The organism is Microbulbifer mixtoriginis (SeqCode) (assembly GCF_052467705.1).
Genome location: NZ_CP174322.1, coordinates 1,786,353 through 1,812,142 on the forward strand (window position 1 = coordinate 1,786,353; position 25,790 = coordinate 1,812,142).

At 47.3% G+C, this 25,790-nt stretch carries 21 protein-coding genes and 1 riboswitch; of the genes, 11 read left to right on the forward strand and 10 right to left on the reverse strand.

Annotated elements, in window-relative coordinates; genetic code table 11:
- Positions 1-41 precede the first annotated feature (41 nt).
- Entirely contained in the window at positions 42-1,325 is a 1,284-nt protein-coding gene (locus ACJJIB_RS07920; protein WP_444888471.1) for a hypothetical protein, read from the forward strand.
- Positions 1,326-1,914: 589 nt separating this feature from the next.
- Positions 1,915-3,159 carry a cation:proton antiporter gene (locus ACJJIB_RS07925; protein ID WP_444885570.1) on the forward strand — a complete coding sequence of 415 codons (1,245 nt, stop codon included), beginning with the start codon at positions 1,915-1,917 and terminating at the stop codon, positions 3,157-3,159.
- Positions 3,160-3,311: 152 nt separating this feature from the next.
- Here the strand turns inward: ACJJIB_RS07925 and ACJJIB_RS07930 are convergent, their stop codons facing one another.
- From ACJJIB_RS07930 to ACJJIB_RS07965, 8 genes are all read right to left on the reverse strand, one after another.
- Positions 3,312-4,223, reverse strand: coding sequence for an alpha/beta fold hydrolase (locus tag ACJJIB_RS07930; RefSeq protein WP_444888472.1), 912 nt, complete (start codon positions 4,221-4,223; stop codon positions 3,312-3,314).
- Between the two features lie 371 nt (positions 4,224-4,594).
- The gene (locus ACJJIB_RS07935) at positions 4,595-5,212 is read right to left on the reverse strand and encodes a LysE family translocator (RefSeq protein ID WP_444888473.1); all 618 of its coding nucleotides are present in this window, start codon (positions 5,210-5,212) and stop codon (positions 4,595-4,597) included.
- A 118-nt stretch (positions 5,213-5,330) separates the two neighbouring features.
- Positions 5,331-6,149, reverse strand: a complete 819-nt coding sequence (locus ACJJIB_RS07940; protein WP_444888474.1) for an AraC family transcriptional regulator — start codon at positions 6,147-6,149, stop codon at positions 5,331-5,333.
- A 158-nt stretch (positions 6,150-6,307) separates the two neighbouring features.
- Positions 6,308-7,333 (reverse strand): L-threonine 3-dehydrogenase, zinc-binding type, encoded by a 1,026-nt coding sequence (tdh, locus tag ACJJIB_RS07945; protein ID WP_444888475.1) that lies wholly within the window; start codon positions 7,331-7,333, stop codon positions 6,308-6,310.
- An 87-nt stretch (positions 7,334-7,420) separates the two neighbouring features.
- Positions 7,421-8,620 carry a glycine C-acetyltransferase gene (locus ACJJIB_RS07950; RefSeq protein ID WP_444885565.1) on the reverse strand — a complete coding sequence of 400 codons (1,200 nt, stop codon included), beginning with the start codon at positions 8,618-8,620 and terminating at the stop codon, positions 7,421-7,423.
- Positions 8,621-8,700: 80 nt separating this feature from the next.
- On the reverse strand, positions 8,701-8,916 hold the full coding sequence (locus tag ACJJIB_RS07955; protein ID WP_152454298.1) for a hypothetical protein: 216 nt from the start codon (positions 8,914-8,916) through the stop codon (positions 8,701-8,703).
- A gap of 58 nt (positions 8,917-8,974) precedes the next feature.
- Positions 8,975-9,103: riboswitch (SAM-I-IV-variant riboswitch) on the reverse strand.
- A gap of 65 nt (positions 9,104-9,168) precedes the next feature.
- The gene (locus ACJJIB_RS07960) at positions 9,169-10,602 is read right to left on the reverse strand and encodes an aldehyde dehydrogenase family protein (protein WP_444888476.1); all 1,434 of its coding nucleotides are present in this window, start codon (positions 10,600-10,602) and stop codon (positions 9,169-9,171) included.
- 1 nt (position 10,603) lies between these two features.
- Entirely contained in the window at positions 10,604-12,232 is a 1,629-nt protein-coding gene (locus ACJJIB_RS07965) for a 5-guanidino-2-oxopentanoate decarboxylase (RefSeq protein WP_444888477.1), read from the reverse strand.
- Positions 12,233-12,509: 277 nt separating this feature from the next.
- Here ACJJIB_RS07965 and pdxH point away from each other — a divergent pair, with 277 nt between their 5' ends.
- Positions 12,510-13,148 carry a pyridoxamine 5'-phosphate oxidase gene (gene pdxH, locus ACJJIB_RS07970; protein ID WP_444888478.1) on the forward strand — a complete coding sequence of 213 codons (639 nt, stop codon included), beginning with the start codon at positions 12,510-12,512 and terminating at the stop codon, positions 13,146-13,148.
- A gap of 219 nt (positions 13,149-13,367) precedes the next feature.
- Here pdxH and ACJJIB_RS07975 read toward each other — a convergent pair whose 3' ends face one another.
- A complete protein-coding gene (locus tag ACJJIB_RS07975; RefSeq protein ID WP_444888479.1) occupies positions 13,368-15,032 on the reverse strand; it encodes a SulP family inorganic anion transporter in 1,665 nt (554 codons plus the stop codon).
- A gap of 53 nt (positions 15,033-15,085) precedes the next feature.
- Between ACJJIB_RS07975 and ACJJIB_RS07980 the strand changes: the two genes are divergently transcribed.
- The 7 genes from ACJJIB_RS07980 to ACJJIB_RS08010 all read left to right on the forward strand — a co-directional run bounded on the left by ACJJIB_RS07980 (position 15,086) and on the right by ACJJIB_RS08010 (position 21,215).
- Positions 15,086-15,313: a hypothetical protein gene (locus tag ACJJIB_RS07980; protein ID WP_444888480.1), complete on the forward strand. Its 228-nt coding sequence runs from the start codon at positions 15,086-15,088 to the stop codon at positions 15,311-15,313.
- On the forward strand, positions 15,294-16,985 hold the full coding sequence (locus ACJJIB_RS07985; protein ID WP_444888481.1) for an Hsp70 family protein: 1,692 nt from the start codon (positions 15,294-15,296) through the stop codon (positions 16,983-16,985). The genes ACJJIB_RS07980 and ACJJIB_RS07985 overlap by 20 nt, the downstream gene beginning before the upstream one ends.
- Positions 16,985-18,412, forward strand: coding sequence for an RDD family protein (locus tag ACJJIB_RS07990; protein ID WP_444888482.1), 1,428 nt, complete (start codon positions 16,985-16,987; stop codon positions 18,410-18,412). Before ACJJIB_RS07985 ends, ACJJIB_RS07990 begins: the two co-directional genes overlap by 1 nt.
- On the forward strand, positions 18,412-18,753 hold the full coding sequence (locus ACJJIB_RS07995) for a cupin domain-containing protein (protein ID WP_444888483.1): 342 nt from the start codon (positions 18,412-18,414) through the stop codon (positions 18,751-18,753). Before ACJJIB_RS07990 ends, ACJJIB_RS07995 begins: the two co-directional genes overlap by 1 nt.
- A 76-nt stretch (positions 18,754-18,829) precedes the next feature.
- Positions 18,830-19,429, forward strand: a complete 600-nt coding sequence (locus ACJJIB_RS08000) for a hypothetical protein (RefSeq protein WP_444888484.1) — start codon at positions 18,830-18,832, stop codon at positions 19,427-19,429.
- 130 nt (positions 19,430-19,559) lie between these two features.
- Positions 19,560-19,988 (forward strand): hypothetical protein, encoded by a 429-nt coding sequence (locus tag ACJJIB_RS08005; protein ID WP_444888485.1) that lies wholly within the window; start codon positions 19,560-19,562, stop codon positions 19,986-19,988.
- Positions 19,989-20,897: 909 nt separating this feature from the next.
- Positions 20,898-21,215, forward strand: coding sequence for a hypothetical protein (locus tag ACJJIB_RS08010; protein ID WP_444888486.1), 318 nt, complete (start codon positions 20,898-20,900; stop codon positions 21,213-21,215).
- 287 nt (positions 21,216-21,502) lie between these two features.
- On the opposite strand, the gene ACJJIB_RS08015 is transcribed toward ACJJIB_RS08010, so the two are convergent.
- Positions 21,503-21,850, reverse strand: a complete 348-nt coding sequence (locus tag ACJJIB_RS08015) for a hypothetical protein (RefSeq protein ID WP_444888487.1) — start codon at positions 21,848-21,850, stop codon at positions 21,503-21,505.
- A 1,554-nt stretch (positions 21,851-23,404) separates the two neighbouring features.
- Here ACJJIB_RS08015 and ACJJIB_RS08020 point away from each other — a divergent pair.
- Positions 23,405-25,771 carry a hypothetical protein gene (locus tag ACJJIB_RS08020; RefSeq protein ID WP_444888488.1) on the forward strand — a complete coding sequence of 789 codons (2,367 nt, stop codon included), beginning with the start codon at positions 23,405-23,407 and terminating at the stop codon, positions 25,769-25,771.
- Positions 25,772-25,790 lie beyond the last annotated feature (19 nt).

A 25,790-nucleotide genomic window follows, 5' to 3' on the forward strand; every position in this document is an offset into this window, starting at 1 on the left:
TCATCTTAACTTGTGATGTACATCTGTGCAGGATTGAAGCTATGCAATCAGAGCCATATTCACGAGAGTTAGGTGCGGTCGAGGCCTTGATGGTCGAGTTTGCCAGGGAGTGTCATGGTGGGACTCAAATTGTCTCCTTTATTAAGGTACTTCAACCATTAAATGTGAAGACTTTGCAAGACGGGCTGGCCTGGGTGCACCATTTGCATCCTATGTTGAGAGCAAGGGTTAAATTGGGGGCGAATTTCGAATGGCATTGTAATGTGGACTTTAGCTCAATCCCTTTAGAAATTTATGTGCTTGATCATGGTTTCAATTTTGAGTTGGAGTATGTGAGGCAGTCTAAAAAAATTATAGATATAGAAAAGTATACTTATATGATTACACTTTACATTGGTAATAACCAGTGTGTGGAATGGATTTCCTTAGTTGCAAATCATGCGGCTATTGACGGTAGATCAATAATGGTCTTGTTCTTTTATCTAGATTTATATTTGAATAAAGGTGGAAACCTAGAGCTAGAGCCGCTGCCATTATATAAGCCTATAGAGGAATATCTCAAGGAAGCGGGGTACAGTGGTGGTGATCATCTGCTTCTACCAGGTAAGGACTATCTTGCATGGCCGGTCGAGCAAACCGCAGACTTGGCCAGGCGTCAAAGTAGAGCAATCCTGCGTACTTTATGTTTCGATGATGTAGAAAAATTAGCCTTAATAATCAAAGAGAAAAAAATAGGTTTTACTGCGCTGTTCAGTGCTTTGGCAGTTATTTCATCTCAGCAGTTGGCCAATCATCGTCCATGGACAGAGATCGTATTGCCAATGGATGTACGTGGTCTGTGTAAACCAAAGATAGGTTTAAATGTTATTGGGGCCTTTACAGCGATAACAACTGTGGAAGTTTCACCGCACAATTCTGGTGTGGGAGTTTTGAACTTGGCCATAGAAATACAAAATAATTTGAATGAAAGATTTAATCCCAGCGAGTTGAAAGGCTTGATTTTTGAGTCTAGTTGCAGGCTAAAAGATATCATGCAAGCTGCAAATGAATACTCCCATAAAAGAGAGTCATTTCCAGCGGGCATTTGTGTTTCGAACCTAGGCAGTATGAGAGGATTGTGTGGTGAATTGAAACATTTTGATATAGCTGCTGGTATGCTTGTTCAAAATCATGGTCACTACCCTATGATGGTGATTGCCTATACTACCAATCAAAATGGGGTATTTGTTTTTGGGTATTGTGAGCCACTTATTAGTAAAAATAGTGCGATAGCTATGGCTGATCAGTATATGGAGTTATTGCAAGAGCTTGTTTGTTCCTCATGAGGTCTGAACTGATGAACCCTTGTTTGTTCAATTTTTAAATTGATATATTGCCGTTCATTTCCCCCCTTTCTCCTATACTGAATACTGATTGTGTAGCCTTTCTATACGACAACTTCCACCAATGTAGGGCTCAAACATGCACTTAGAGCCATTTTTTCTCGAGCGGCATTCCCAGGATACTAACTCTAAGAGGATGACTACTGGGTCGGATTTTGGGGGCCAAATTTCGCTTTCTAAGCGGGGGTGCATCAAACTTCTGAGCAGTACTAGTGCTGACTTTCTATTGAGTAATGTTGTTCGTCAGGGTGAGAGATCCTTGTGATGTGGTTCGGTTGCATGAATATTAGTCATGAACTTTATCGGCATTTTTGATGAGTTATCGACCCTAATAAATTGTGATTGCTAGGAATTTTTACAAGTTGATCAAAGTCATCAAATCATATGTAGCTAAGGCCTTGTGGTTATTTAGGAGTTTATTAATTAGCTGGCGGGAAAGAGTTAATTTCATAGTGCTTTATACAGATGATGGCACAAGGTTGTATCCTTCTGAGGAGATGGGTGATAGTACATTCCACTGGAGAGTAAACTTGTGAATGATGTGGTTGTCATTGTAGGGCAAGGGCTCTATTTGTCTGTGGCAGCAATTATTGGTTTGGGTATTTCCCGGATATTAAGAATTGATAATACACTAGGATGCTTATTGGCTGGTGTATTGGCTGCTTTTCTGTTACCGGTAATCGATTATGATACAGGGTTGAGGGCAACCAGCTTAAGGGAATTGGTTTTTTTTGTGATTTTGCCCGTTCTAATTTTTGAGTCTGCTTGGCAGCTGGAGCCAAGGATTTTAAAGCGCTGGATTGGTCCGATTCTATTATTTTCGACTCTAGGGTTAGTCATTTGTGCCTTCCTGATCGCAGCAATTACTTATTATGGAATTGGCCATCCGGCGGGATTTCCCTGGATAGCGGCATTGTTGACTGGTGCTATTCTGGCGGCTACCGATCCTGTAGCGGTAGTGAATAAGTTGCGACAAGAAAAAACTGGGGAAGATTTACTTTCTCTTGTTGAAGGGGAAAGCTTATTTAATGATGCCGCAGCGGTAGTCCTTTATTCTCTGGTCCTAGGGTTGGCCACTTACTCAATTGTACAGGGGACCGGAGTAAGCGCTGAGGCTCCATCGCTGAGTGTTAGTTCAGTAACGCTGTATTTCTGCATGATATTCTTTGGTGGCGTTGCCGTAGGCTTGATTTTGGGGTTGCTGACAACACTGGTTATTTTGTTCCTACGAACACCAAGTGCAGCATTAATGACTCTAGTGATTGTGGCTTTTGGTAGCTTTTACCTTGCGGAAAGCATTTTGCATGTATCTGGTATTATTTCTGTTATGACCTGTGCCATAGTGGCTAGAGCCTGCTTGCGAAAACAAAGGAAAACCTATCTGGTAGATGCAGAAACCACTTGGGAGTGGTTGGGGCTTCTCTTTACTTCAATTATCTTTGTGATCATGGGGTTGGTCATTACTTTCGAAATGTTTACCCATCAATGGTTGGCGATGTTAATTGCCACGGCCGCAGCACTGGGCGCTCGGGCCCTGTCGGTGGTGCTGGTAGCACCATTAACGCGCTTCGTAGGTCCGCCAATTCCAAAGTCTTGGCGACTGCTGATGAGTTGGGGAGGGTTGCGTGGAGTGATTGCTGTGGCCCTGGTACTTTCTCTTCCCGTTGAATTGCCCTACTGGTGGACTATCCAATCTATGGTTTTTGGTGTAGTACTTTTTTCCTTGCTAGTGCAAGGAACTACCAGCGGGCGTTTAATCAGAAAGCTGGATATCTAAAGCTTAACTACTGGATGTTTTCTGTCCGATTTTCAGGCAGGAGTAATCTGGGAAAAAGTTTGAGAGATATTTTTTATATTTCTGCTTAATTGTGTCGTGATTTGAGGTTTATCATTTGCTGTTGTGCTTTTCTATTTATGTTATGGCGGCTTTTAGTAAGAGCCTGCTTCAGGCAGGGATGATTTGAATGAGATAATCTGGTTGGCTGTAGTTTTCGGAGATTCAAGCATTGGTAAATGCCCAATGTCTTTGATCAGCTGTAGTTGGGAGTTAATAATTTCTCTTGATAGGATTGTGCCTGCGCTAGGATGAAGTATCCTATCCTTATCGCCCCAGGTAATTAAAGTAGGCTTGGAAAACCCCTTTAATCTTCCCTCTAGTGGAGATGAAAATTTGATACTTCCATCTTTTATCTGATGAATGTCTTTAAATATCTTTTGGTGCAGTGAAAAGTTATTTTCAGCTATTTTTGATAGCTCTGATATTGCAAAGCCTGGTATAAAAGGTCTTTTGTGGAAAACATTATCTAATAGCGATTCATACTCCTCTCTGTTCTTGGACAGAATAACAGGTAATTCATCGCGTAAAATTTGCTCAAACATTGGGCTGCTGGGTGAACTTTCCACTCCAAGAGGGTTTAAAAGCCATAAGCTATTTATCTTTTCTGGAAACTCTACAGCATAGTTTCCAGCTATGTATCCACCCATTGAATTGCCCGCAAGGTGAAAGTGCTCTAAACCCATTGCATTCACAAAGCTGTTCAGGCGTTGAGTTTGGGGTAGGACATCATAGTTTAAGTCTGGATCTTTAAAGCTCTCTCCAAATCCAGGTAAATCGGGTGCAATGATCTGAAAGTGTGGGGTTAAATATCTAGCTAAGCGAACCCAGTTATCTTTGTCAGCCCCGAAACCATGTAAGAGAACGAGCGGTGTACCTGACCCACCCTGCAAGTAACTAATTTCCCCCTCTTCAATTTCAATTTTTTTGAGCTTTAGGCCCGATATTTTTCTTTCAGCAAAAGTTCCAAGCGTGAAAAGTGTATGGGTAATGGAAGTTAAATTCATTGTATTAGTTATGTTGGTTGTAATTACTTAACTGAAAAGTCGATGTTGCCCAGTGGTTTGTTGGTCGTTCATTGATCAGCCCGTTTGATTGATATCCACATCGTTAGAAATTTTGAGTCAACGATTTAGTTGTTTGAAGTTTGTATAATCCTTCAATACTAACAGGGCTGTAAAGGCTATCAAATTGGAATGTATGATATGGACCTATTTTGGCACATAATATTTCCTCAAGAGAAGATGTTGGATTTCTGCTAACTTGCAGAGAAAGAATGCCGGGTTCAATAGATATGCTATGAGCATATTGCTAGGTTGCCATTGCCAGCCAGTGTTGTTTTTCGTGTCTAAAGCATTTAATTTCCAATCACTCTTTTTTAGATCAACATAATTGGATTGTCTAATGCTATCCATAACGCCACTGAGAGTAAGCTCAAAGAAAATAGCATTCCCTGTACTCTTTGGCTTCTTTCATTAGTAGCGAATTTTGCGAGTGCACTTCCGAATACAATCCAGCAGAGGTGTGTTGATAGATTAAGGATAGTCATTAGTGCGATTAGTAATAGGATGGTTGTGGTGGGTTCGTGCTGAAGGTTGGGCGCAAAGATAGAAAACATGGTAAATGTTATAATCCAGCCTTTAACGTTTAGAATTTGAATCAACATTCCATTCCATATTGAAATCTTCGGTGCTTCACCCTGGCTCAGTGGTGACTTAGGTTTGGCGAAATGATAAGCGAGATAGATTAAATAGATAACACCGCCAGCCTGAAGTACTCTTAAGGCAACAGGGTAGCTGGTTAACCAAGTCATTAAGCCAAAGCCAACTAAGAACCCTTTCACAATAAAAATAAAATCTATTCCGGCCATTAGTGGCAATGACCTGCGGATACCCAAGCTTGCACCGGCTGCAGCGAAGGTGATATTGGCAGGACCAGGGCTAAAGATAAGTGGAAACATAACAGCCATCCATGCGAGAACAAATTTCATACTCATAAGACGTACCTATGCCAAACATTCAGAAGTTACCAGTTGAGGGTTGTGGAAACAGTTTTACTGGCGGTGAGGGATGAGTCTATAGAGAGGAGCTATTACTATCTTGTATAAAATTGCGCTATATCGATTTTAGATAACGCCCAGGTGTAATACCAAAAGTCTTCTTGAAGTTTCTACTCATATGGCTTTGATCAAAGAAACCACACTCGGTTGCTACTGTGGCAGCATTTAGTCCTTGTTGTAGCAAAAGGCGGGCCTGGTGAACTTTGTAAAGAACCAAAAATTGATGGGGAGCTATACCATAGTGCTTGCTAAAGCAGCGGATTAATTGGTATTGGCTCATTTCCGTGAGCTGACATAGTTGCTCAAGTGTTACGTTGTATTGCCAATGTTCACACAAATAGTTGCGGATTTTTATTGCGGCTGAGATATCTTTTGTATTTCGAGGGCTGAGGTTCTGGTCGCCATGATTGGCGAATAGCTTGGTAAGCGCCAACGTTAAAAGGCTATCTACGGCAAGCGGTAAGTAAGTACCATTCAGGCTGCAGTGAAGTTGAAAGAGTAGCTTGAAAAGCTCAGGATCATGAATAATAGGGCCCTTAAGGAAAGGCATCGGGGTTTTACCAGGGCTACTATGTTGCCGCAATATTTGTGTAACCAGCTTTGTATCAAAATAAAACATCCGGTAATGCCAGCCTTGCTCGCTACCGCTGTAACCTGTATGTATTTCACCGGGGTTAATGGCGACAATGTTCCCCTGGGGGATGATATTACTTTGCCCGCGATAATCTAATTTCTCCGCGCCTGCCTGGATAATGCCAATGGCTAATTCATCGTGCCAATGTTTATTAAAGGCAAAACTGCGAAAATGCGCATGAAATAGTTCTATGCCACTGTGTTTTGGGCTACGCCAAATCGCCGAAAATTCCTTTTGCATCTATAGGTCTAATTCATCAGATCTTATTTATCAATACAGCTGTTTCAGCAGCGAGCATTACAAGATACAAAAAGAGGAAGAGCTGGGCAAAAAATTTTTTCAGTAGAGGGGAAAGCGGGAGGTAAGGCCGTGGAGTTATCCACGGCCAAGAGCAATAGTTATTGCCAGCTGAGGATCACTTTGCCGGACTCACCAGAGCCCATGGTGTCGAAGCCTTTCTGGAAATCGTCGATAGGGAACTGGTGGGTAATAATCGGGGTCAGGTCCAGACCGGATTGAATCAGGCTGGCCATCTTGTACCAGGTCTCGAACATTTCGCGGCCGTAGATCCCTTTTATGATCAAACCTTTGAAGATGACCTGGCTCCAGTCAATAGCCATTTCGCCGGCGGGAATACCGAGCATGGCGATCTTGCCACCGTGGTTCATTGCCTCGAGCATATCGCGGAAGGCAACGGGAACCCCGGACATCTCCAAGCCCACATCGAAGCCTTCGCTCATGCCCAATTCTGTCATCACATCTTTAAGGTTTTCCTTGGAGACATTCACGGCACGGGTGGCCCCCATCTTGCGGGCCAGATCCAGGCGATATTCGTTGATATCAGTGATGACCACATGGCGTGCGCCAACATGTTTGGCGACTGCTGCGGCCATAATGCCGATAGGACCGGCGCCGGTGATCAATACATCTTCGCCCACCAGATCGAAAGAGAGGGCGGTGTGTACGGCGTTACCGAGGGGGTCAAAAATGGAGGCCAGCTCATCGGAGATGTTGTCTGGAATTTTAAAAGCGTTTAATGCCGGAATAACCAAGTATTCGGCAAAAGCGCCCTGGCGGTCTACACCAACACCGTAAGTGTTGCGGCAAAGGTGGCGGCGGCCTGCGCGGCAGTTACGGCAGTGGCCACAGGTGATATGCCCTTCGCCGGAAACGCGGTCGCCCACTTCAAAACCGGCAACTTCCTGACCCATACCAACCACTTCACCCACATATTCGTGTCCCACTACCATGGGCACTGGGATGGTCTTTTGCGACCACTCATCCCAGTTATAAATATGCATGTCGGTGCCGCAGATGGCGGTTTTGTGAATTTTGATCAGCAGGTCGTTATGGCCCGGCTCGGGGATTTCCACATCGGTAAGCCAAATACCCACTTCAGACTTCAGTTTAGAAAGTGCTTTCATTGTCATTAAAACTACAAAAAGAAAGGCGCAGCACCATCTGGCAATAGGATTGATCCGTTGTTAGACAGCGCGGCGATTATTTGGGAATTAAATAATTTTCAGCTCGCGGCCCACTTCAATGAAGGCATCAATGCACTGATCGAGTTGCTCTTGAGTGTGTGCCGCAGACATCTGGGTGCGAATACGGGCTTGGCCTTTAGGTACTACAGGGTAGAAGAAGCCCACTACATAAATGCCGCGCTCCAGCATCTTGTCTGCCATTTTTTGAGCCAGAGCGGCATCGCCGATCATGACCGGAATAATTGGATGGTCGGCACCGGCCAGGGTGAAGCCAGCTTCGGACATGCGCTTGCGGAAATACGCAGAGTTTTCGCGTAACCGCTCCCGCAGTTCACCACCTTCCATTAGCATATCGAGCACTTTCAGGGAGGCAGTGACAATAGCTGGGGCTACTGAGTTGGAGAACAGGTAGGGGCGAGAGCGCTGGCGCAGCAGATCGATAATTTCCTTGCGGCCAGAGGTGAAACCGCCGGAAGCACCGCCCAGGGCCTTGCCCAGAGTGCCAGTAATAATATCGATACGATTGATGACGTCACAGTATTCGTGGGTGCCGCGGCCGTGTTCACCGAGGAAGCCTACCGCGTGGGAGTCGTCGACCATCACCAGGGCATTGTAGCGGTCAGCCAGATCGCAAATCGCTTTTAGGTCGGCGATTACACCATCCATGGAGAAGACACCATCGGTGGCGATCAGCTTGGTTTTGGCGCCTTCGGCGTCAGCTGCCTGTAGTTGTTTCTCCAACTCCGCCATATTGTTGTTGGCGTAGCGGTAGCGCTTGGCCTTACACAGACGAACGCCGTCAATAATTGAAGCGTGGTTCAGGGCATCGGAGATTATTGCATCCTCTGGACCCAGCAGGGTTTCGAAAAGGCCACCATTGGCATCAAAACAGGAGGTGTAGAGGATGGTGTCTTCGGTGTGTAGGAATTCTGACAGGCGCGATTCCAGTGCCTTGTGGATGTCCTGGGTACCACAGATAAAGCGCACTGAGGCCATACCGAAACCGTACTGGTCCAGGCCTTCTTTGGCGGCTTTGATCAGGTCCGGGTGATCGGCCAGGCCCAGGTAGTTATTGGCACAGAAGTTCAGTACCTGGGTGTCGTTGTTCACCTGTATCTCGGCGGCCTGCTGGGAGGTAATGATCCGCTCCCGCTTATAGAGGCCGTCGGCTTCAATTTGTTTTAGCTCGTTGCGCAGGTGCTCAAAGAATTGTTCTGGCTTGGACATGATATTGTTTTTAGCTCCTGTCGGGTGCTCGTGGCACTAGGTATCTGGCGCGAATCAAAATGGCGCCACTGGATTCTCGTTTATCCCGCCAGCTCGCAGGCCTTGTGGGCAGTGATTGGCTGCTCACTGGCACGGCAGCTGGTGGCGAATTTTAAAGCTTCTTCCGCGGTGTCGAACAGTAGTTGCCACAACAATTGCCGATCGGCCCGTCTCACGGCTCTCACCGCGGTGCGGCTGCGTTGGTTGGCAATTTGAATTTCTATAACGTCTTTACTGGATAACGGTGATTCGGACATGGTCCCTCCAAGGGTAAAACTTTGGAGGGCTGACGTGGAAGCGGCGAAAGGGTATTCGCTAATCCGGTTGGATTGCTCTTGTAGAGCCCCATCCTCCCCGCAGGCTTTGGTGTGCCAGCAGAGAGAGAACCACCTTGCCCCGGTCGGCAGGTTGGCGTTGGCGTCAGCCACTCTCGTGATGTGCGAGCAAAGATAGCGGGGAGGGGATTGGCAGTCAACTGCACCGCCCACGATTGCAGGCGGTGCAGAAGTTTATGCCGGCAGTTGCACGGATTTCAGTTCGATAAACTCGCCGAGGCCGGCCTCGCCAAATTCGCGCCCGTTGCCAGAGCGCTTGTAGCCGCCAAAGGGTGCGTCGTAATTAAACTCGCCGCCATTGACGAAACATAGGCCTGCCTCGATGCGGCGCACCAGAGGCATGGCGCTCTCTGCATCTTTTGCCCAAACACCGCTGGATAGGCCGTATTCGGTGTCATTAGCGATGGTAATTGCCTCATCCATATCCTTGTAAGGGATCAGGCAGGTCACAGGGCCAAAGATCTCTTCTCGGGCGATGCTCATATCGTTGTGTACATCGGCAAATACTGTGGGCTTCACATAAAAGCCCTTCTCCAGCCCAGAGGGCACCTCGGCGCCGCCAGTGACCAGGCGTGCACCCTCGTCGATACCCTTCTGGATATAGCCGCGCACTATCTCGCGCTGGCGCGCGGAAGAGAGTGGGCCCATAAAGGCATTTTCATTGGTGCCCATGGCGATGTCTTCGGCTACCTGGCGGGCGATTTCTACCGCTTCGTCATAGCGTTCGGCAGGTACCAGCATACGGGTGAGGGCGGTACAGGTCTGGCCACTGTTGATAAACACATCTTCACAGCCCCAACGCACGGCGGCTTCCAGATCTGCATCGGGGGTGATAATCAGAGGGGACTTACCACCTAATTCCTGGGTTACGCGCTTCACCGTGGGCGCAGCGGCCTTGGCCACTTCCACACCGGCGCGAGTGGAACCGGTGAAGGAGACCATATCGATACCGGGATGGGCAGAGAGTGCCGCACCCACTTCGGAGCCGGCACCGGGTACCAAGTTGAAGACGCCGGCGGGGACTCCTGCCTCTTCAATAATTTCCGCCATCACAAAATCTTGCAGCGGCGTGATCTCGGCGGGTTTGGTGATCATGGTGCAGCCGGCGGCCAGGGCCGGGGCCACTTTGCCCACAAACTGGTGCAGTGGGTAGTTCCAGGGAGTGATAAAACCACACACGCCCACGGGCTCGCGGAACAGTACGGAATGGCCGGCCTTCTCTGTTTTTTCCATTTCTGCGGTGCGCTCGGCGTAGTAGCGCATGGCATAGATAGGGCCATCCACATGCAACCAGCGGGTGATATGTTCGGGGCAGCCGAGTGTCTGGGACACGGCCTGAACCAGATCTTCCTTGCGTTTTTCCATACCGTCGGCAATGGCGTTGAGCAGTTCGCGGCGCATCTGTGCGGTGCTGTTGCGCCAGCTGTGGAAGGCTTGGCGCGCGGCTTCCACGGCGAGATCCACATCTTCGGCCGAGCCTTCGGCCACTTGGCAGATTAATTCTTCGGTGGCCGGGTTGATCACCGGGTGAGTCCCGGTACCCAGAGGCTCGCGCCATTCGCCGTTAATAAACAGCTTGCCCGTGGGCAGTTTGCTGAGATCTGTCATGTCACGCTTCCATTTGTTCTGCGCCTGAAGGCGCGCTGATTTCGATCAGGGTTGGGGTCTGGCGGCCCAGGGCATCGGCTACTGCTTGCGCCAATTGGCCGGGCTGGTCGATACGACAGCCCTCGGCGCCAAAGGCCTTGGCCAGGGCAACAAAATCCGGGGTGCTCAGGTTTACACCTTCCTGCGGCACTTCCGCCGCATCCATAAAGTCGCGGATTTCGCCGTAGCCGGCGTTATTCCATACCAGGATGGGCAGAGGTAAACGTTGCTCAACAGCCACCGCCAATTCGCCCAGGGTAAACATCAGGCCGCCATCGCCGATCAGGGCGATCACATCCCGCTCGCTAGAGAGCTTGGCGCCAACTGCCGCAGGCAGGGCGAAGCCCAGGGTGCCATAACCGGTAGTGCAGGTCACATGGCTACGCGGATGATATAGGGGCAGGGCGTGGTTAGTGTTATAGGCCAGCTGGGTGGAGTCTGTCACCAGGATACCGTTTTCCGGCAGGGCTTCGCGCAGGGCCTCAACCCAGGGGAAGCGTTGTTGGGAGCCATCCCACCATTCTTTGCGGCAGTCTTTTAGTAACTGGGCAACCTCTTTTTCAGAACGTCCGCCTGCTGTTGCATCGCGTTGGATCAGGGCGGCTTCCAATTGCTGCAGGCTCTCTTTGGCGTCAGCACAGATCGCCAGATCCGGTTGGGCGTTGCATACCAGCTGTGCAGCATCTATATCGATACGAATCAGTTTGCCGGAGAAGGCGTAATCGTCCCGCACCAGGTTGCGATCGGTTTCAGAGAGTTCGGTGCCCGCGGCCAGCACCACATCCGCATTCTCCACGCGGTTGCGTACACAATCGAAACTCAGGTTGGCACCGCCACACAGTGGATGGCGTTCATCTACAACGCCTTTGGCGGCCAGAGACAGAAATACCGGGGCAGCAATTTTTTCAGCAATTTGGGTAGCCGCTTCGCCGGCGCTCTGGGCACCGCCGCCGAGGAGGATGACCGGGCGCTGGGCGGATTGCAGCCATTCGGCGGCCGTGGCGATAGCAGCGCTATTTGCCGCCGGGGCCATAGCGGCTGGTGCAGCTTTGTAGTCTTCCAGCTGGCCGGGCATGGGAGCCGGGAACAGGTCGATGGGGATTTCGATATGCACAGGCCCCGGGCGGCTGGACTGTAGCAGCTGGAATGCCCGTGCCATCACCTCTGGTAATTGCTCAGCCTGGCTGAGCGTGTGCTGCCAGATACAGAAGCCGCGGCTGGCATCACTCTGTTGCGGCAGTTCATGCAGGCGGCCGCGGCCCATGCCCAGGTCTTCGCGGCGATTGATTGCGGAGATCACCAGCATGGGAATCGAATCGGAATAGGCTTGCGCCATGGCGGTGGCGGCGTTGGTGAGACCGGGGCCGGTGATCAGGAAGCAGACACCAATCTTGCCACTGGCACGGGCATAGCCATCCGCCATAAAGGCGGCACCCTGTTCGTGGCGCGGAGTGATATGCATCAGGTCACTGCCGGGCAGACCTCGGTACAGTTCGATGGTGTGGACACCGGGGATGCCGAAGACTTTTTCCACTTGGTAGTCGCGCAGCAGGCGCATGAGCACCTGGGCGCATGTGGGCGCAGAGGACATAGCCACCATTTTCCTTATTTGTGTAAAAATGCCGTGAGCCTAGCGGCCCACTAAAAAGCACGCAAGCGCCCGCAGAGTCTGCACCTGCGAGGGGAAATACGCAGGAAAATTGAGATTCGTCCCGTATCGCGACAGGAAACTTGGCCCCCGAGCCGTAAGATTCCTTGTGTAAAGGGAGTTGCGATACAAGAGGATTTGTCGCGTAGCTGGAATAAAAATCGCTTTGCTTCAGCTGGCTGGATATATTTTGAGCTTGAATAACTTAGGAAGTAGCACCATGGAAATCGATCAATGGCGTCGTGAATACCTGCTTGGCGGTTTGCGCCGTTCGGAGTTAAAAGCCACCCCGGTGGAGCAGTTTCGCGAATGGCTTGAGGAGGCTCTGGCGGCCAAACTTTCTGACCCTAGTGCCATGTGTCTGGCCACGGCCGATAGCAGCGGCCAGCCCTCCCAGCGCATTGTATTGCTAAAAGGTTTTGACGAGCGCGGCTTTGTTTTTTACACAAACCTGCAGAGTAAAAAAGCGCATGATATGGAGAAGAACCCGCAGGTATCCCTGCTGTTCCCCTGGCACAGCCTGGAGCGCCAGGTCATTGTTAGCGGCAATGTGGAGTCGGTGACGCGTGAGGATGCCGAGCAGTATTTCCAGTCCCGCCCACTGGAAAGCCAGCTGGCCTCCTGGGCCTCGCGCCAGAGCCAGCCACTGTCATCCCGTGAGGAACTGCAAAAACAGTTTGACCAAGAAAAGGCGCGCTTTGCAGATGGACAAGTGCCGCTGCCAGATTTTTGGGGCGGTTATCGGGTAGTGCCACACTCGGTGGAATTTTGGCAGGGTGGTGCCAATCGCCTGCACGACCGCTTTATTTATCGCGCCGATGATAGCGGTTTGTGGACGCTGGATCGTTTGTCTCCCTAATGGCTGCAGAATTTTAGCTAAAGTGTGGCGTGGAAAATTTGAGCGGGGTTATGACTCCGCTTTTTGCTTTGATTTTTATCATTTTACATTCAGGCAAAATAGAAAAGGGTAATGAATATTTGCCAAATTAAAAAAGCGTACCCATTAAAATGTCATTTTAAGGCTGCAGGTTAAATAGATGTTTTATTCTATAAATACTGCATTTATTAGTAGGGCGGGTCAGGCCTTTTTTTCGCCTTCGCGATTGAGAAAATCCAAGCCTTTGATGAGGGCCTCAACCCGGCTTTCTACAAAACAATCCTCGTCCATCCAATCCCGGATATGTAATTTCTCCAACCTGTCCAGTGTTGGCTCATTGGGGCAGTACAGATAGACTTTGCAGCCTAAACTAATGGCATCACGCATGGTATTTTCCAGTGCCAATGCCGCTGTTGTATCAATCATGGGTACTGTACTTAAATCCATAATGATGACTTTAAATTTACCCACTGCGGCTTGCTGTCGGGTAATGGCCTTGGATACCCCAAACAACATTGGGCCCGATAAAAAGAAAAACAGGATCTGTCCTTTTGACTGCCGCAGCATCTCCCGTTCCCGCCGATTGAGAGGGTCGCCTTCCTCGATACCGGAAATCGCTTTAACACTTTTTTCCTGAATACGGCTGAGCCGCTCAATGGTGATGATATTAACAAGGAATACACCAATGGCCACGGCGTAAATCAAGCCCACAAACACGGTCATCAACAGAACGCTGTACATAATAAAGGTTGGGAATATTGCCACCTGGTGATGGTGAACGCGTCGGATATAACTCCAGTCGAGAATATTAATGCCGACGAACACCGCGATACCGGCTAATACCGCCATAGGAATCGGCTGCGTTAGGGGGGCAAACCAGAGCACCACCAGCAGTAGAATCAGCGCACGCACTATACCGGCCAGAGGGGAACGTGCCCCTACCTGAATATTCACCACGGTCCCCATGGTGGAACCCGCGCCGGGCAGCCCGCCAAACAAACCGGATACGGTGTTGGCGATGCCCTGGCCGATCAATTCCCGGCTGGGGTTGTGCTCCCTGCGCGTCAGGCTGTCCGCTATCACCGCAGTTAACAGGGTATCGAGACAGCCCAGAGTGCCGAGCACCAACCCTTCAATCAGCATGGTGGACAACATATCAAAAGTGATGTCGGGTAAAATCAGGGAGGGCAAGCCGCTGGGTATTTCGCCGATACGCCGGATCTCTTCGTTGTCGAACAACACCATGGAAAGCAAGGTAATGGCGACTAGTGCCACCAGTTGGGGTGGAACCAGCTGTTTGAGTTTCTTTGGTAAAAAAAACAGCATTCCGAGGGTGAGTAAACCGAGGAAGAGTTCCCCATAGTGGGTATTTCTGACTAGCTCCGGCAATTCCTGAACGGTTTCCATCGGCCCGCCAGCAGGCGTAGGTTGGCCGAGGAGGGGGCCTATCTGCAGAATTACCAGAATAATACCCACCCCGGACATAAATCCTGAGACCACGCTGTAGGGCATCAAGACAATGTATTTGCCGAGCTTTAATGCCCCCAAAGCAATTTGAAAAATGCCCGCCATGATGACCACGGTAAAGGCCATTGCCAGTCCCTGGTCGGGGTGCTCTGCCATCATGGTGGTGATCACCGCAGCCATTACTACTGTCATGGCACCGGTCGGCTCAGAGATTAAGGTTCGGGTACCTCCAAACAAGGAGGCAAATAGCCCGATCAGAATGGCCCCCCACAGCCCCGCACTGGCTCCTGCCCCGGAAGCAACCCCAAACGCCAGTGCCATGGGTAGCGAAACTACGGCTGTAGTGACTCCACCAAAGAGATCCCCTTTGAGGTTCATTCCCTCAAATCTACCCGTCAACAAGGCCGCGCCTCTTCGTGGATTTCGAATGACTCTAAGGATATGGCAGTTATGTGGAACTGCCAGAAGGAGGATTGTTCTACGGCCAGTCTATTCGTGTGGTTTTTCAGCGCCTACCTTTCGTGTCCTTGCACTCTCTGGCTATTTTTGTGCAGGGACGCTTAGAATATTGCGCCAACCAGATTGCGGGAAATACCGTAAAAAAACCTGCTGGTACGACCGTGCATAATCAAGTTTTAGGGAAAATAGGTAGGGGGATTTATGGCCATTATTGGTATTGACCTGGGCACCACCAATAGCGCCTGTGGGGTTTTAACGGAAGATGGCGTGAAGCTGATACCCAATCGCCTGGGAGAGGCCTTGACCCCATCGGTGGTTGGTTTGGATGACACTGGCAAGCTAGTGGTGGGGAAAACCGCAAAAGAGCGCCTGATCAATCACAGTGATACCACCGTTGCCGCCTTTAAGCGCCTAATGGGCACCGATCATCAAGTCAAACTGGGTCGCCAGCAATTTACCGCTACTGAACTTTCCGCCTTGGTACTGCGCTCTCTCAAAGAGGATGCAGAGGCTTTCCTGGGGGAAGAGGTCAGCGAAGCGGTAATCAGTGTGCCCGCCTACTTTAACGATAACCAGCGCCAGGCGACAAAATTGGCTGGAGAGCTGGCAGGCCTCAAGGTAGAGCGCCTGATCAACGAGCCTACTGCTGCGGCAATTGCCTACGGCCTGCACGATAAGCGGGAGGGGAATTTCCTGGTGCTAGACCTGGGTGGTGGTACCTTCGATGTCTCCATCCTGGAATTCTTCGATGGCATTATGGAAGTACATGCCAGTGCCGGGGATAACTACCTGGGCGGTGAGGATTTTGTCGAAGCGATGATCGACAGCGTTCTGGAAGAATTTCAGCTGAAAAAATCTTCCCTGAAATCGCGCGAACTGCAGAATCTGTATATGCAGATGGAAACGGCCAAGCGCCGTATCAGCCAGCAAGCAGAGCAGTTACTTAAATTAAACCTCGGTGGACGCGAACTCGAATGGAAAGCGACTCCCGAATGGTTTGAGAAACTCAGCACTCCGTTGCTGCTGAGAGCCAAGCGCCCGATTGAGCGCACCATGCGCGATGCCGATTTGCCACCCGCTAAAATTGACGAAGTGGTATTGGTGGGCGGCTCCACCCGCCTGGCCCTGTTCCGCTCTATGGTGGGACGTATGTTTGGCCGCTTACCCTCCTGCCACCTGGACCCGGATACTGTTGTCGCCATGGGGGCGGCTATTCAAGCCGGGCTCAAGGAAAAAAACTCCGCGCTGGATGATATCGTCCTCACCGATGTATGCCCCTACACCCTGGGTACCGGCATAGTGAACGAAGATAGCCCGCAGCTGGGCAATTACTTCCTGCCGATTATTGAGCGCAACACCGTGGTACCTGTGAGTATCGTGCGTAGCGTCTGCACTGCCCGCGATGATCAGGACGAGGTCTGTATCGATATTTACCAGGGGGAAAATCGTCTGGTAAAGAAAAATGTCTATCTGGGCGAACTCACGGTGCCGGTACCCAAGAAACCCCGGGGCGAGGAAGTGGTGGAAGTGCGCTACAGCTACGATATGAACGGTTTGCTGGAAGTGGATGTCACTGTCATTTCCACCGGTAAAACATTTAATAAGTTAGTGGAATTTACGCCGGGCGCCCTGAATGAACAGGATAAAGCCCAAGCGTTGGAAAAACTGGCCAAGTTCAAGTTTCATCCCCGTGAAGATGAGGAAAACCGGGCGCTGCTCGCCCGTGGTGAACGCTTGTATGAAGCGAGCCTCGGCGAGCAGCGCGATTATATAGCTAAATTGCTCGCCAGCTTCGATCGGGTTTTGGATAAACAAAACCTGGTAGAGATTGGCAAGGCGCGTGCCGAACTCACTGAAATCTTCGATAAGCTCGACGGTGAGGACTGGATTTAATGAGCCCCTGGGAGATACTCGAACTAGCACCCTGTGATGATGCGCGAGCTATCAAGCGCGCCTATGCAAAAAAACTGAAGCAAACCCGCCCGGATGAAAAGCCCGAAGAGTTTCAGCAGTTACACAGTGCTTATAAATGGGCGCTGAAAGCCGCCGAGGAGCTTAAAGAAGAGAAAAAGGAAAGTGAGGAACCGCAAAATAACGAGGTGCTTGCGGAAGTTGCTAGTGCTGAGGGAGCTGCACTTTCCCCTGAGGCCGTGCAATTACAGGGACAGGCAGAGCCCGAGGTGCAACAAAATAGTGAGCCGAATCATCAAGACCACTCCCCAGTCTCATCAGAAGCTATTGAGCAACATCAATCAAAAGTCTCTCTTGACCTGAACCAAGCCCAGGATCAGGAAACTGGGAGTGAGAGACAACAGGAGACCTCTACAGAGAAACATGTGGAAGAGCAGCATTCTGAAGGTAAGAATGCACAAGAAGATAATGTGCAAGAAAATCCTATTGAAGAGGATGACACTGAACAAGACCCACAGCGAACACTGCGAATTGGCGAGTACCATCGGGTGTTGGAGCAAGTGGATAGGCTGCTGCAAGCGCCCAGTAAATTCAATGTAAAAGAAAATTGGCGTTTTCTCACCGAGACACCTTATATGCTCGATGAGGAATATAATTGGAATCTGGGCCTCTCAATCTTCGAACGTTTTGCCAGAATAAATTTGCAAGCTGGTGAGGGTGCCTCTCAGGATAAAAAGCAAACACTGGTTTCTAACAATATTCTTCAGTACAGCAATAGCTTGTTCGACTGGAATGGTAATGCCTCCTATTTATACGGCGCCTTGGAAGAGTCCCTTTGTGACGTAATTTTTAATTCTCTGCAAAGCGAAGAAGTTACTGTGGACCCCACCCAAGGGCTTAGAGGTGGGCGCAAGCTGATCCGGCAGAAAATCACTCAGCCGGAAGAAACCTACGATCAATACTACTTTGGCCACTTGCTGGCCCGGGGCGTTGCGGTCTTACTGGATGTATTGTTGCTGTACGTCGTGGTTGGCTTTATCGCCTCGATTGTGATGATGAAGGTATACGATATGCCAGAAGGCGCCGCCATAACCATGGCGCTGGGAATCTGTTGCCTGGCCTATCTGCTGATGGCCTGGATTGCAGAGAGCTCCCGCTTTCAGGCGACGCCCGGAAAATATCTGATGGGTTATAAGGTCACCAATAAAAAATTTGAGCGAATAGGCTATGGCCACGGCTTCTGGCGCCTACTGAGCTTCACTCTCACCCTACCGCTGGGAAAGATCGGTTGGTTGATTAACTGCTTCTTAGGTGGAAACCTGATGCACGACCGCCTCAGCTCAAGTCATGTTATCAATATGCGTAAATCCCGCGAGGAGTATTTGCGGAGATTGCGGGGGGAGGAGTGATGCCAGTCGTCTCAAAAGAGAATGCTGAGCACTACTCCTGGGGGGAGGGCTGCGATGGCTGGCACTTGGTAAGAACCGATTCTCTCAGTGTGATTCAGGAGAGAGTGCCTCCTGGTTGCTCAGAAGTTCGACACCTGCACCGGCAATCTGAACAGTTTTTCTTTGTACTAAAGGGCACGGCCACGATTGAATGTGGTGGCGAAGAGTATTCCCTCTCTCCCGGCCAGGGTTTGCATATAGCCGCTGGGATTCCTCATCAGTTGTTCAATAAGGCCTCTATAGATTTGGTTTTTATCGTTACTTCAACGCCGCCTAGCCATGGGGATCGGGTGGATTTGTAGGGCCAATGTATTAGTGCAATAAAGATTCGATTGCTGCTTGCCCATTTCTAAGCAGTTTTGCTTTTCTAGAGGTTATATGACATTTAAAGCAGATGTTCTTGCGGCTGCCAAGCTGAAGGCGGAAGAACTTGAAGATTGGAAGTTTGTATCTAAACGGTATCGATATCGCCCATCGAAATTTTGTGATCTATTAATAGATCCTTCGTGGAATTTTTGTGGTTCTCCTGCTTGGGTAACAGCCGTGCCTGATGCAGGTGTTTATATTAAAGAGGTGGAAGATATTTTATCTCATCTTTCAGGTTTTTCGCTGAGTCGAACTCCTACTTTTTCAAGGAGAATTAGAATAGATGACCTAAAGAGTCCTTTTAATCGAACAGTTTATGCTGAAGATTTCGAAAGTCGGGAGAAAGCTGTAGCGCAAGTTATGCGTGATCTGGATAATATAATCGAGTTTGGGCAGGCGTACTTAAGAAAGCAATATTGTCTAGACAGCAAAGAGTCATTTTACCTAAGTGTCCCTGAAGAGACGCGTGGTATCTGGGCTACATACTATTGTGTTGTGCGTGGATTGCTTGGAGATACGGATTATATAAAACGCGTGCTTCGCAGGGAAATTGATCCTGAGGGTCATCAAGAGCTAGAGCTTATTGGCAAGGTTTTGGATTATTTTTCCTGAAAATTAGTTGTAAGTCTGGGAGAGTTCACTTTTTGTAGTGGGTTGTTATTTTTTTGATATGTATTTTTTGGTGAATTTTCTTTTCTAGGCTTTTTTTGTGCGGCTGTAGATAACAGGTTTGAGGTTTAATATGAATGTTTTGTTAATAATTGGGGCTGTTGCTATATTGGTTGCACTTTACCGTGCAGCAACCAGTAAGAATATACCACAAAGCCCGGCGGCATGTGGTATAGCATTCTTTACCATTACTGCCGGTTTGGCCTCTTGGTTGTATCTATTATCTGCTATTCCTTTCAGCTCTCTGTACTTACTGGTGAGTATTATCTCATTACCCCTAATATTGTTATTGGGTGGCGTTATGGCTGCGCGTACAAGTGAGGATACTGCCTCAATGAATGCCAAAATTGTATTGGCTGTTGCGGCGGTCCCCTATTTGCTGGTTACCTTTATTGCTTTTATGAATTCTTCTGAATGGGCCATTATTTATGCACTAGTAATATATATTCCCTGTATTATTGGTGGGCGATATATTGGCAGTAAATATTTGCAAGTAAAATGATGTAGAGATGGGTGGCTATTGTGATGACAGGTTGGTAAGCGTAGTACCTATGGCACTAGTAATCCGTTACCAGGCTTATCTATTGATGGCCTGGATCGCAGAGAGCTCCCGCTTTCAGGCGGCCCCCGGTAAATGCTAGATGGATTTTAAGATTATCAACAACAAATTTGTGAATAGACTATGGCCACGGATTCTGGCAGCTACTGAGCATCTTCCTGTCGCTGGGCAAAATCGGCTGGTTGATTAATTGTTTCTTGGGTGGAAACCTAAAGCATGATCGTCTCGGCTCAAGCCAGGTTATCAACATACTAAAATCTGGTGAGTTCTAATTGCGCAGATTACGGGGAGATCATAAAAATTATGAAGGTGTAGATTTACAAGTGGGGTCTTTGATATATTTCCGCCTCTAAGACTATGATTTAAAAATTTTAAAGAGTGTTAATGGATGGGTAAGATTTTACATTCTGCCAAGTGGTTATTCAGTGGCTTAGTTTTACTGAGTGGGCAGGCTCTTTCTTTTGATGTAGGGAGATAGTCCTGTTGAGTATCTTGGTACTTATAAGGGATATGCTGTTGCCACTCTTACAGATGAAGGACCGAACCCTGACGGTTGTACAGCGCCTTACTGGCTGCCTACTTAAGCGGAAACAAGGTGACCTTTGGAGTTTATGACGGTAAAGATCGCTGTAAGGCTTGGAATGGAACGAATACTATTCCTGTTGCTTGTCGAATAGATATTCTACGTAAATAGTAATAATTTCGTAGAGTGATCATATGTGTTTAGATGGCGTGTGTTAGTACTTCAGGAGAGGCGATTCCAACATAGAATCATTCCTTTTTGAAGCTGTAACGTATTCTATGTAGTAACAATCGCTTCTTTAAATTGTAAGTTTATATAAGTGTTAATGTGTGGGTGAAATGAAATATCTGTTGGTTTTGGCTTTATCTTTGGTTTCCTCGGTAAGTGCAGCTGATTGGCATCAGGGGGAGTTAGAATATGTTGGGGTGGGTTATGATGGGGAGACAATAACCTTTTCTCAGGTTGGAGTTTCGAGAAATAATTGCACCTGTTACCCTGCGTGGCCAACAAGGAATTGTCTTGATAGAAGTCGTGATACCTTTGAGCAAGAATATGCTTTTTTATTGTCAGCAAAGGCTCGGGGGATAAGCGTGTCAGTGAATGTTGATGAAACCACCTGTAAGGTTATTGGAATGTACGAGAAGTAGAGTCAGTCTTAAGCAGTAATAAGTGGCTTTGGAGCTTATGATGGCAAAGACCACTGTAAGGCTTGGAGTGGGCGAATATTATTCCTGTTGCTTATCGAATAAAATTTTTGCGTGAATAGTAGTAGTCAGCCTAAGTGATCATCTGCATTTAAATGACGGTATGTGATCCCTACAAAAGAGGCGATGTAAATATAGCATCGCCTCTTTTTAGTGTTAAATAATCGGGATTAAATGTAGCGAGTGTTCGTGGCAGGTGGGTATCTTTATTTAAATGGGGTGCAAAGACTTCACTCTCTCCATATTTGAATGGAGATTAATTCAGCACGATTTCCTGCGCAGACATCAGATACATAGATTGCTACAGGTTTGTTTGCCATTTGCGCGGCCAAGGCAATGGATAATATTTGATCCATCATTGCGTTATTGTTCTTACTGACATATACACTACTTCCCCAGTTACAATTTGGTGCCGTGTCGCTATAGGTGATAACTCTATCGAAGTTGATTACAATTCCGTCTTTACTCCACCCGGTTTCAATCCATCTAATATAAAGTTTATTTTCCTGGTCTGACTTAGCGCCAGCTTGAGTAAAGCTAGAAAGTAACAGGAGGAATACTAAAGCTGTTGTCTTCATTGCTGATTTTAACCTTTATGTGTAAATAAATGTAGATGTGATAAATATATGTTAGTTGTAAGATATGGTTAGACTTGGAATAAAAAGTAGCCATTTGTTACTGTAAAGACCGTAACCTGGTAATAGATGGCTGCTTTTAGAGTTTCTTTAGTTTGAATACAAATAGACAGAACTTATCTTTGGATATTGATTAGACTGCCCGCCGCATCCACTTACCCAGAAATTTACCTTTTTGTTGGCCAATTGAGCGGCTAAAAGAGTTGAATGCAAAGCTTCATAGTTAGCGGTATCCGGTTGAAGTGCATAGTAACTACTATTGGGGCAGCTATCGGGGTTGTTTTTGCTTCCAGGTTGTGCGCCATCTAGAGCGGGTAGTCGAACCATCGTCCAGCCTCCATTGACATACATAACCTCAATGACACCAGTGTCAGTTGAACCACCAGCGGAAAAAGCAAGGCTAGGCAGGAGGAGTGAGAAAAAAGTAGATACTTTGACATAGGTTAAATCAGTTCTAGTCTTTAGGTAGTTACTTAGCTGTTGAACACAAAAGTTGTGCTTTCAGGGAAGAGTGGATTTTAACATCTTTTGAATAGATGGATTAGGGGTAACAGTGGGTTTTGAAACCATTCCTGCAGGTAATAGCAGGAATGTTTGTATTGGGGCGATAAATTTAGCATATGCTGACAATAGTGCAGATTACTGTAAGTCAGGGATGTCTGGGGTAACCGTATTTTCAAATGACACTTTGGTAAAGCCTCGAAGTGTGCTCAAGAACTATTTAAGTTGTACTGTACTGCTAGGGGCGAATAGGAGCGAACATTATCTTACCTGGCCAGACCATCCTGGATAATTCAGTAAAGATGTATGCGTGAATTCTTGCCAATTAAAAGGCTCAACATGCGGTAATGCTTAGAAATATAAAAGGAGATGACTCCTGTATTATTCGGTATACAAGGTCATATGCCGGCTAGGTTGAAATAATATGTCCATTGGGGGCTTGCGATTAGTGGCGCAGGGCTTCTTGCTGTATTATTTCATTAAAGTTATTCGGACCTCCAGTGATCTATGCAATCACTCAATTGGCATTCAAAAATCTTGTTTCACTCTATACCTTATTTTCACTTTTGCCAATTATGCGTTACTTCCCTGTGTTGTCCACGCTAACTCACAATCTTTTTCATAAGAAGGTGAATCTTTAGCTGGGGTAGGTTCCGCACGTAAAAAAACACGGTGTCACTTAAGGCAGTTTTGTCAGGCTGTGAATTTATTGAATCCCTTAATAGGACTGATCTGTTCTACTGAATCATTAAATTACCCAATGTTAATCCTTATTTATTCCTTGTGGCCTCCGTTCGTAGCAAAGTACAAGAGTAGACGCTTGACATTCAACAAAGTAGATATAGGATGCGCCATCCGGCAGTCTTTTGATGAGCGCTATTTCTCAGCCTCTATATAGAGGTGCACTCACTTGGTTGTCGTTGTTTGTGATTAGGTATTATAAGCCTAAATCCTTGGGGTGAAGAGTTTACGCTTGCTGAAAAAGGTAATGGAGTTATGCGGTTGTGGTTAAGGTTTAGCCTTTGGCTATTTTTGTTTGTTAGTGAAGTGGCAATAGCATCGCAGATTTTACCTGCGTCTCAGCATGCTGCAGAAATTAAGTTAATAACAAGCACTGAAGATAGTAGTATTGAAAATCTTATTATCAGGCCTCCTAACGATTCGGGGATTTCTGTTAACCGATTTTCTACTTTCTCCGTATCGAATAAATCACTAAAGATTCTTAATCTACCTGAACTCTCCGGATCAGCAAGCTTGCCAGCCAAGTTAATTGTTATCCAGTCTAACAATCTGTCTCTGGCTAATAATATTGAGTTGGTTGGAGAGCCTGCAGATGTTCTCTTCATTACAGATAGCAGTAGCTCCACAGTGTCTTGCTCTGGATGTAGTTTTGTCAACTTTCAACGTATCTCCCTAGCCGCTGGTACCCTCAGTAATAGTTTAACCGATAGCAACAGTAATATCGGTGAAATTAAACTTTTAGGAACGGTTAATGTTAACCAGCTTTCGGCTCCAGGTGCATTGTCAGTCGATGCCATGGCGCGTTATATGAGCCTCAATGGTGAAATTAATACACATCAGAGAGTCTCCTTAACATCTGGTGGGGATTATATTAGTGATACTTCGGGTCGCTTAACCACAGGTGGTGGGGCGGTTAACCTGTACTTGGGTAATTTTTCACTGGGCTATGAATCCCGAGAGATTACCAAGATTCCCTCTCAAGCAAAGCTTTCTTCTTACACAACCCTAAATGGCACTATTCGTTCCACCTCTGTTACGGCCACAATGGCTAATACTTGGTACAGAATTGCAACGAATATCGATACCAGTAGTAATCTTGTCTTCTCAACGAGCTATCAAGATACTCATGTGATTAATGAAGAGTCAATTCTGATACAAAGTTTTAGTTCGCCATTGATCATCAACAGTAAATTGGCATCTGATAACAGAGTTACTCTGCAGTCCTACGACAGCTTAATTTTAAGCAAGAGTGCAGAGATCAATGCTCATACTCTATCCGTGCTTGCAAAAAATCAGATTATTAGCGACGCGAATATATTAACCACCAAAGCAGAAATTGCCGCCAATGATGTGTTCAATAAGGGGCAAATAGAGGGGTTATCTGGGGTAGATATCTCTGTTGTTGATAATCTGCTTAATTCATTTGGTGGAATTATTCAGGGTAATCTGGTTAATTTAAAATCCGAAAAAGGTTTGATCCGCAATGGCTCCAGAACGCCATTCTTGAGCGAGTACAATCAATATAATAATTTGCTGAGCTGGGATATAAATAATATTAGCCCCACTGAGTTGGGTACCTTTTTCGCGCTAGGGTTAGATGCGAATGAAGCGCAAGGTAAGCAAAAAGCTGATACGCTTGCTGCCAATATCTTATCTAATAAACTGACTATTAATGCCAAAGCCTTTGAGAATATTAACCCCTACTATGTATATAAAGCACCAGGGGATAACTGGTCTACTGGTGTGCCATTAAATGCGGCACTGGCAAATCAGGTCTTGGTTTCTGCGGAAACTCAGCTCTTTATTAAGGCAGATAACTATGTAGTTAACTCCTCTGCGGTTATGCGCTTAAATCAACCAGGCGCTGTCTATATTGATACGAACCTACTAACTAATGAACGTTATCGCTCCCAAGTGCTTATTGAGCGTGAATCTGGAGAGTGGGAGGAGAATTTTTATTACTACTCTCCGCCGGGATTAATTCATACGATTGGCGACTTTAATCTCAAGGCAGATACAGGTTTTATCAATAACACCGCCTTCTTCGAGGTGTTTGGTAATGCCACGCTAGATACTCCTAAACTAAAAGAACTGGGCATAGCAATTTCCCAGGTTTCCTATACTACCTATACCACCGTTTACCAGACATGCTTGCAGGAGGGGCGAAATGGGGTTTGTAGTGAGCCGGGTGGCCCTAAAACCGTTGAGACAACTATTGTCCGTGTGAATCAGGATGAGAAAGAATCACTCTTTCATGTAGAGGGTAATTTCATTGGTCCTAAGACGACTGTGAATTTCTCTAAGCATGATCCCATTGCTTATTATCAAAATCTTGCAATTGCTGATTATAAATCACGGGAGTTCTACACACCCTACGGTGACAAACAGCAATATAATAAAAATGGAATTCCATTTTACAGCATATATACAAGTACTGCTCAAGATGAAATTAGAATCACTCAAACTAGCTGCACTGTAAATCGCCAGGATCCAGTTGATGATTCTTGTGTTTCAGGGGTGATTAAAAGTGAGTCAATTACAGATATCGTAATCGCTTATATGGAAAAAATTAAGAATGCCGTTTTGAGCTTTTTCGATCAAGAGTTTGACTGGTGGGACTAGGTTTTAGGGAAGTATGATA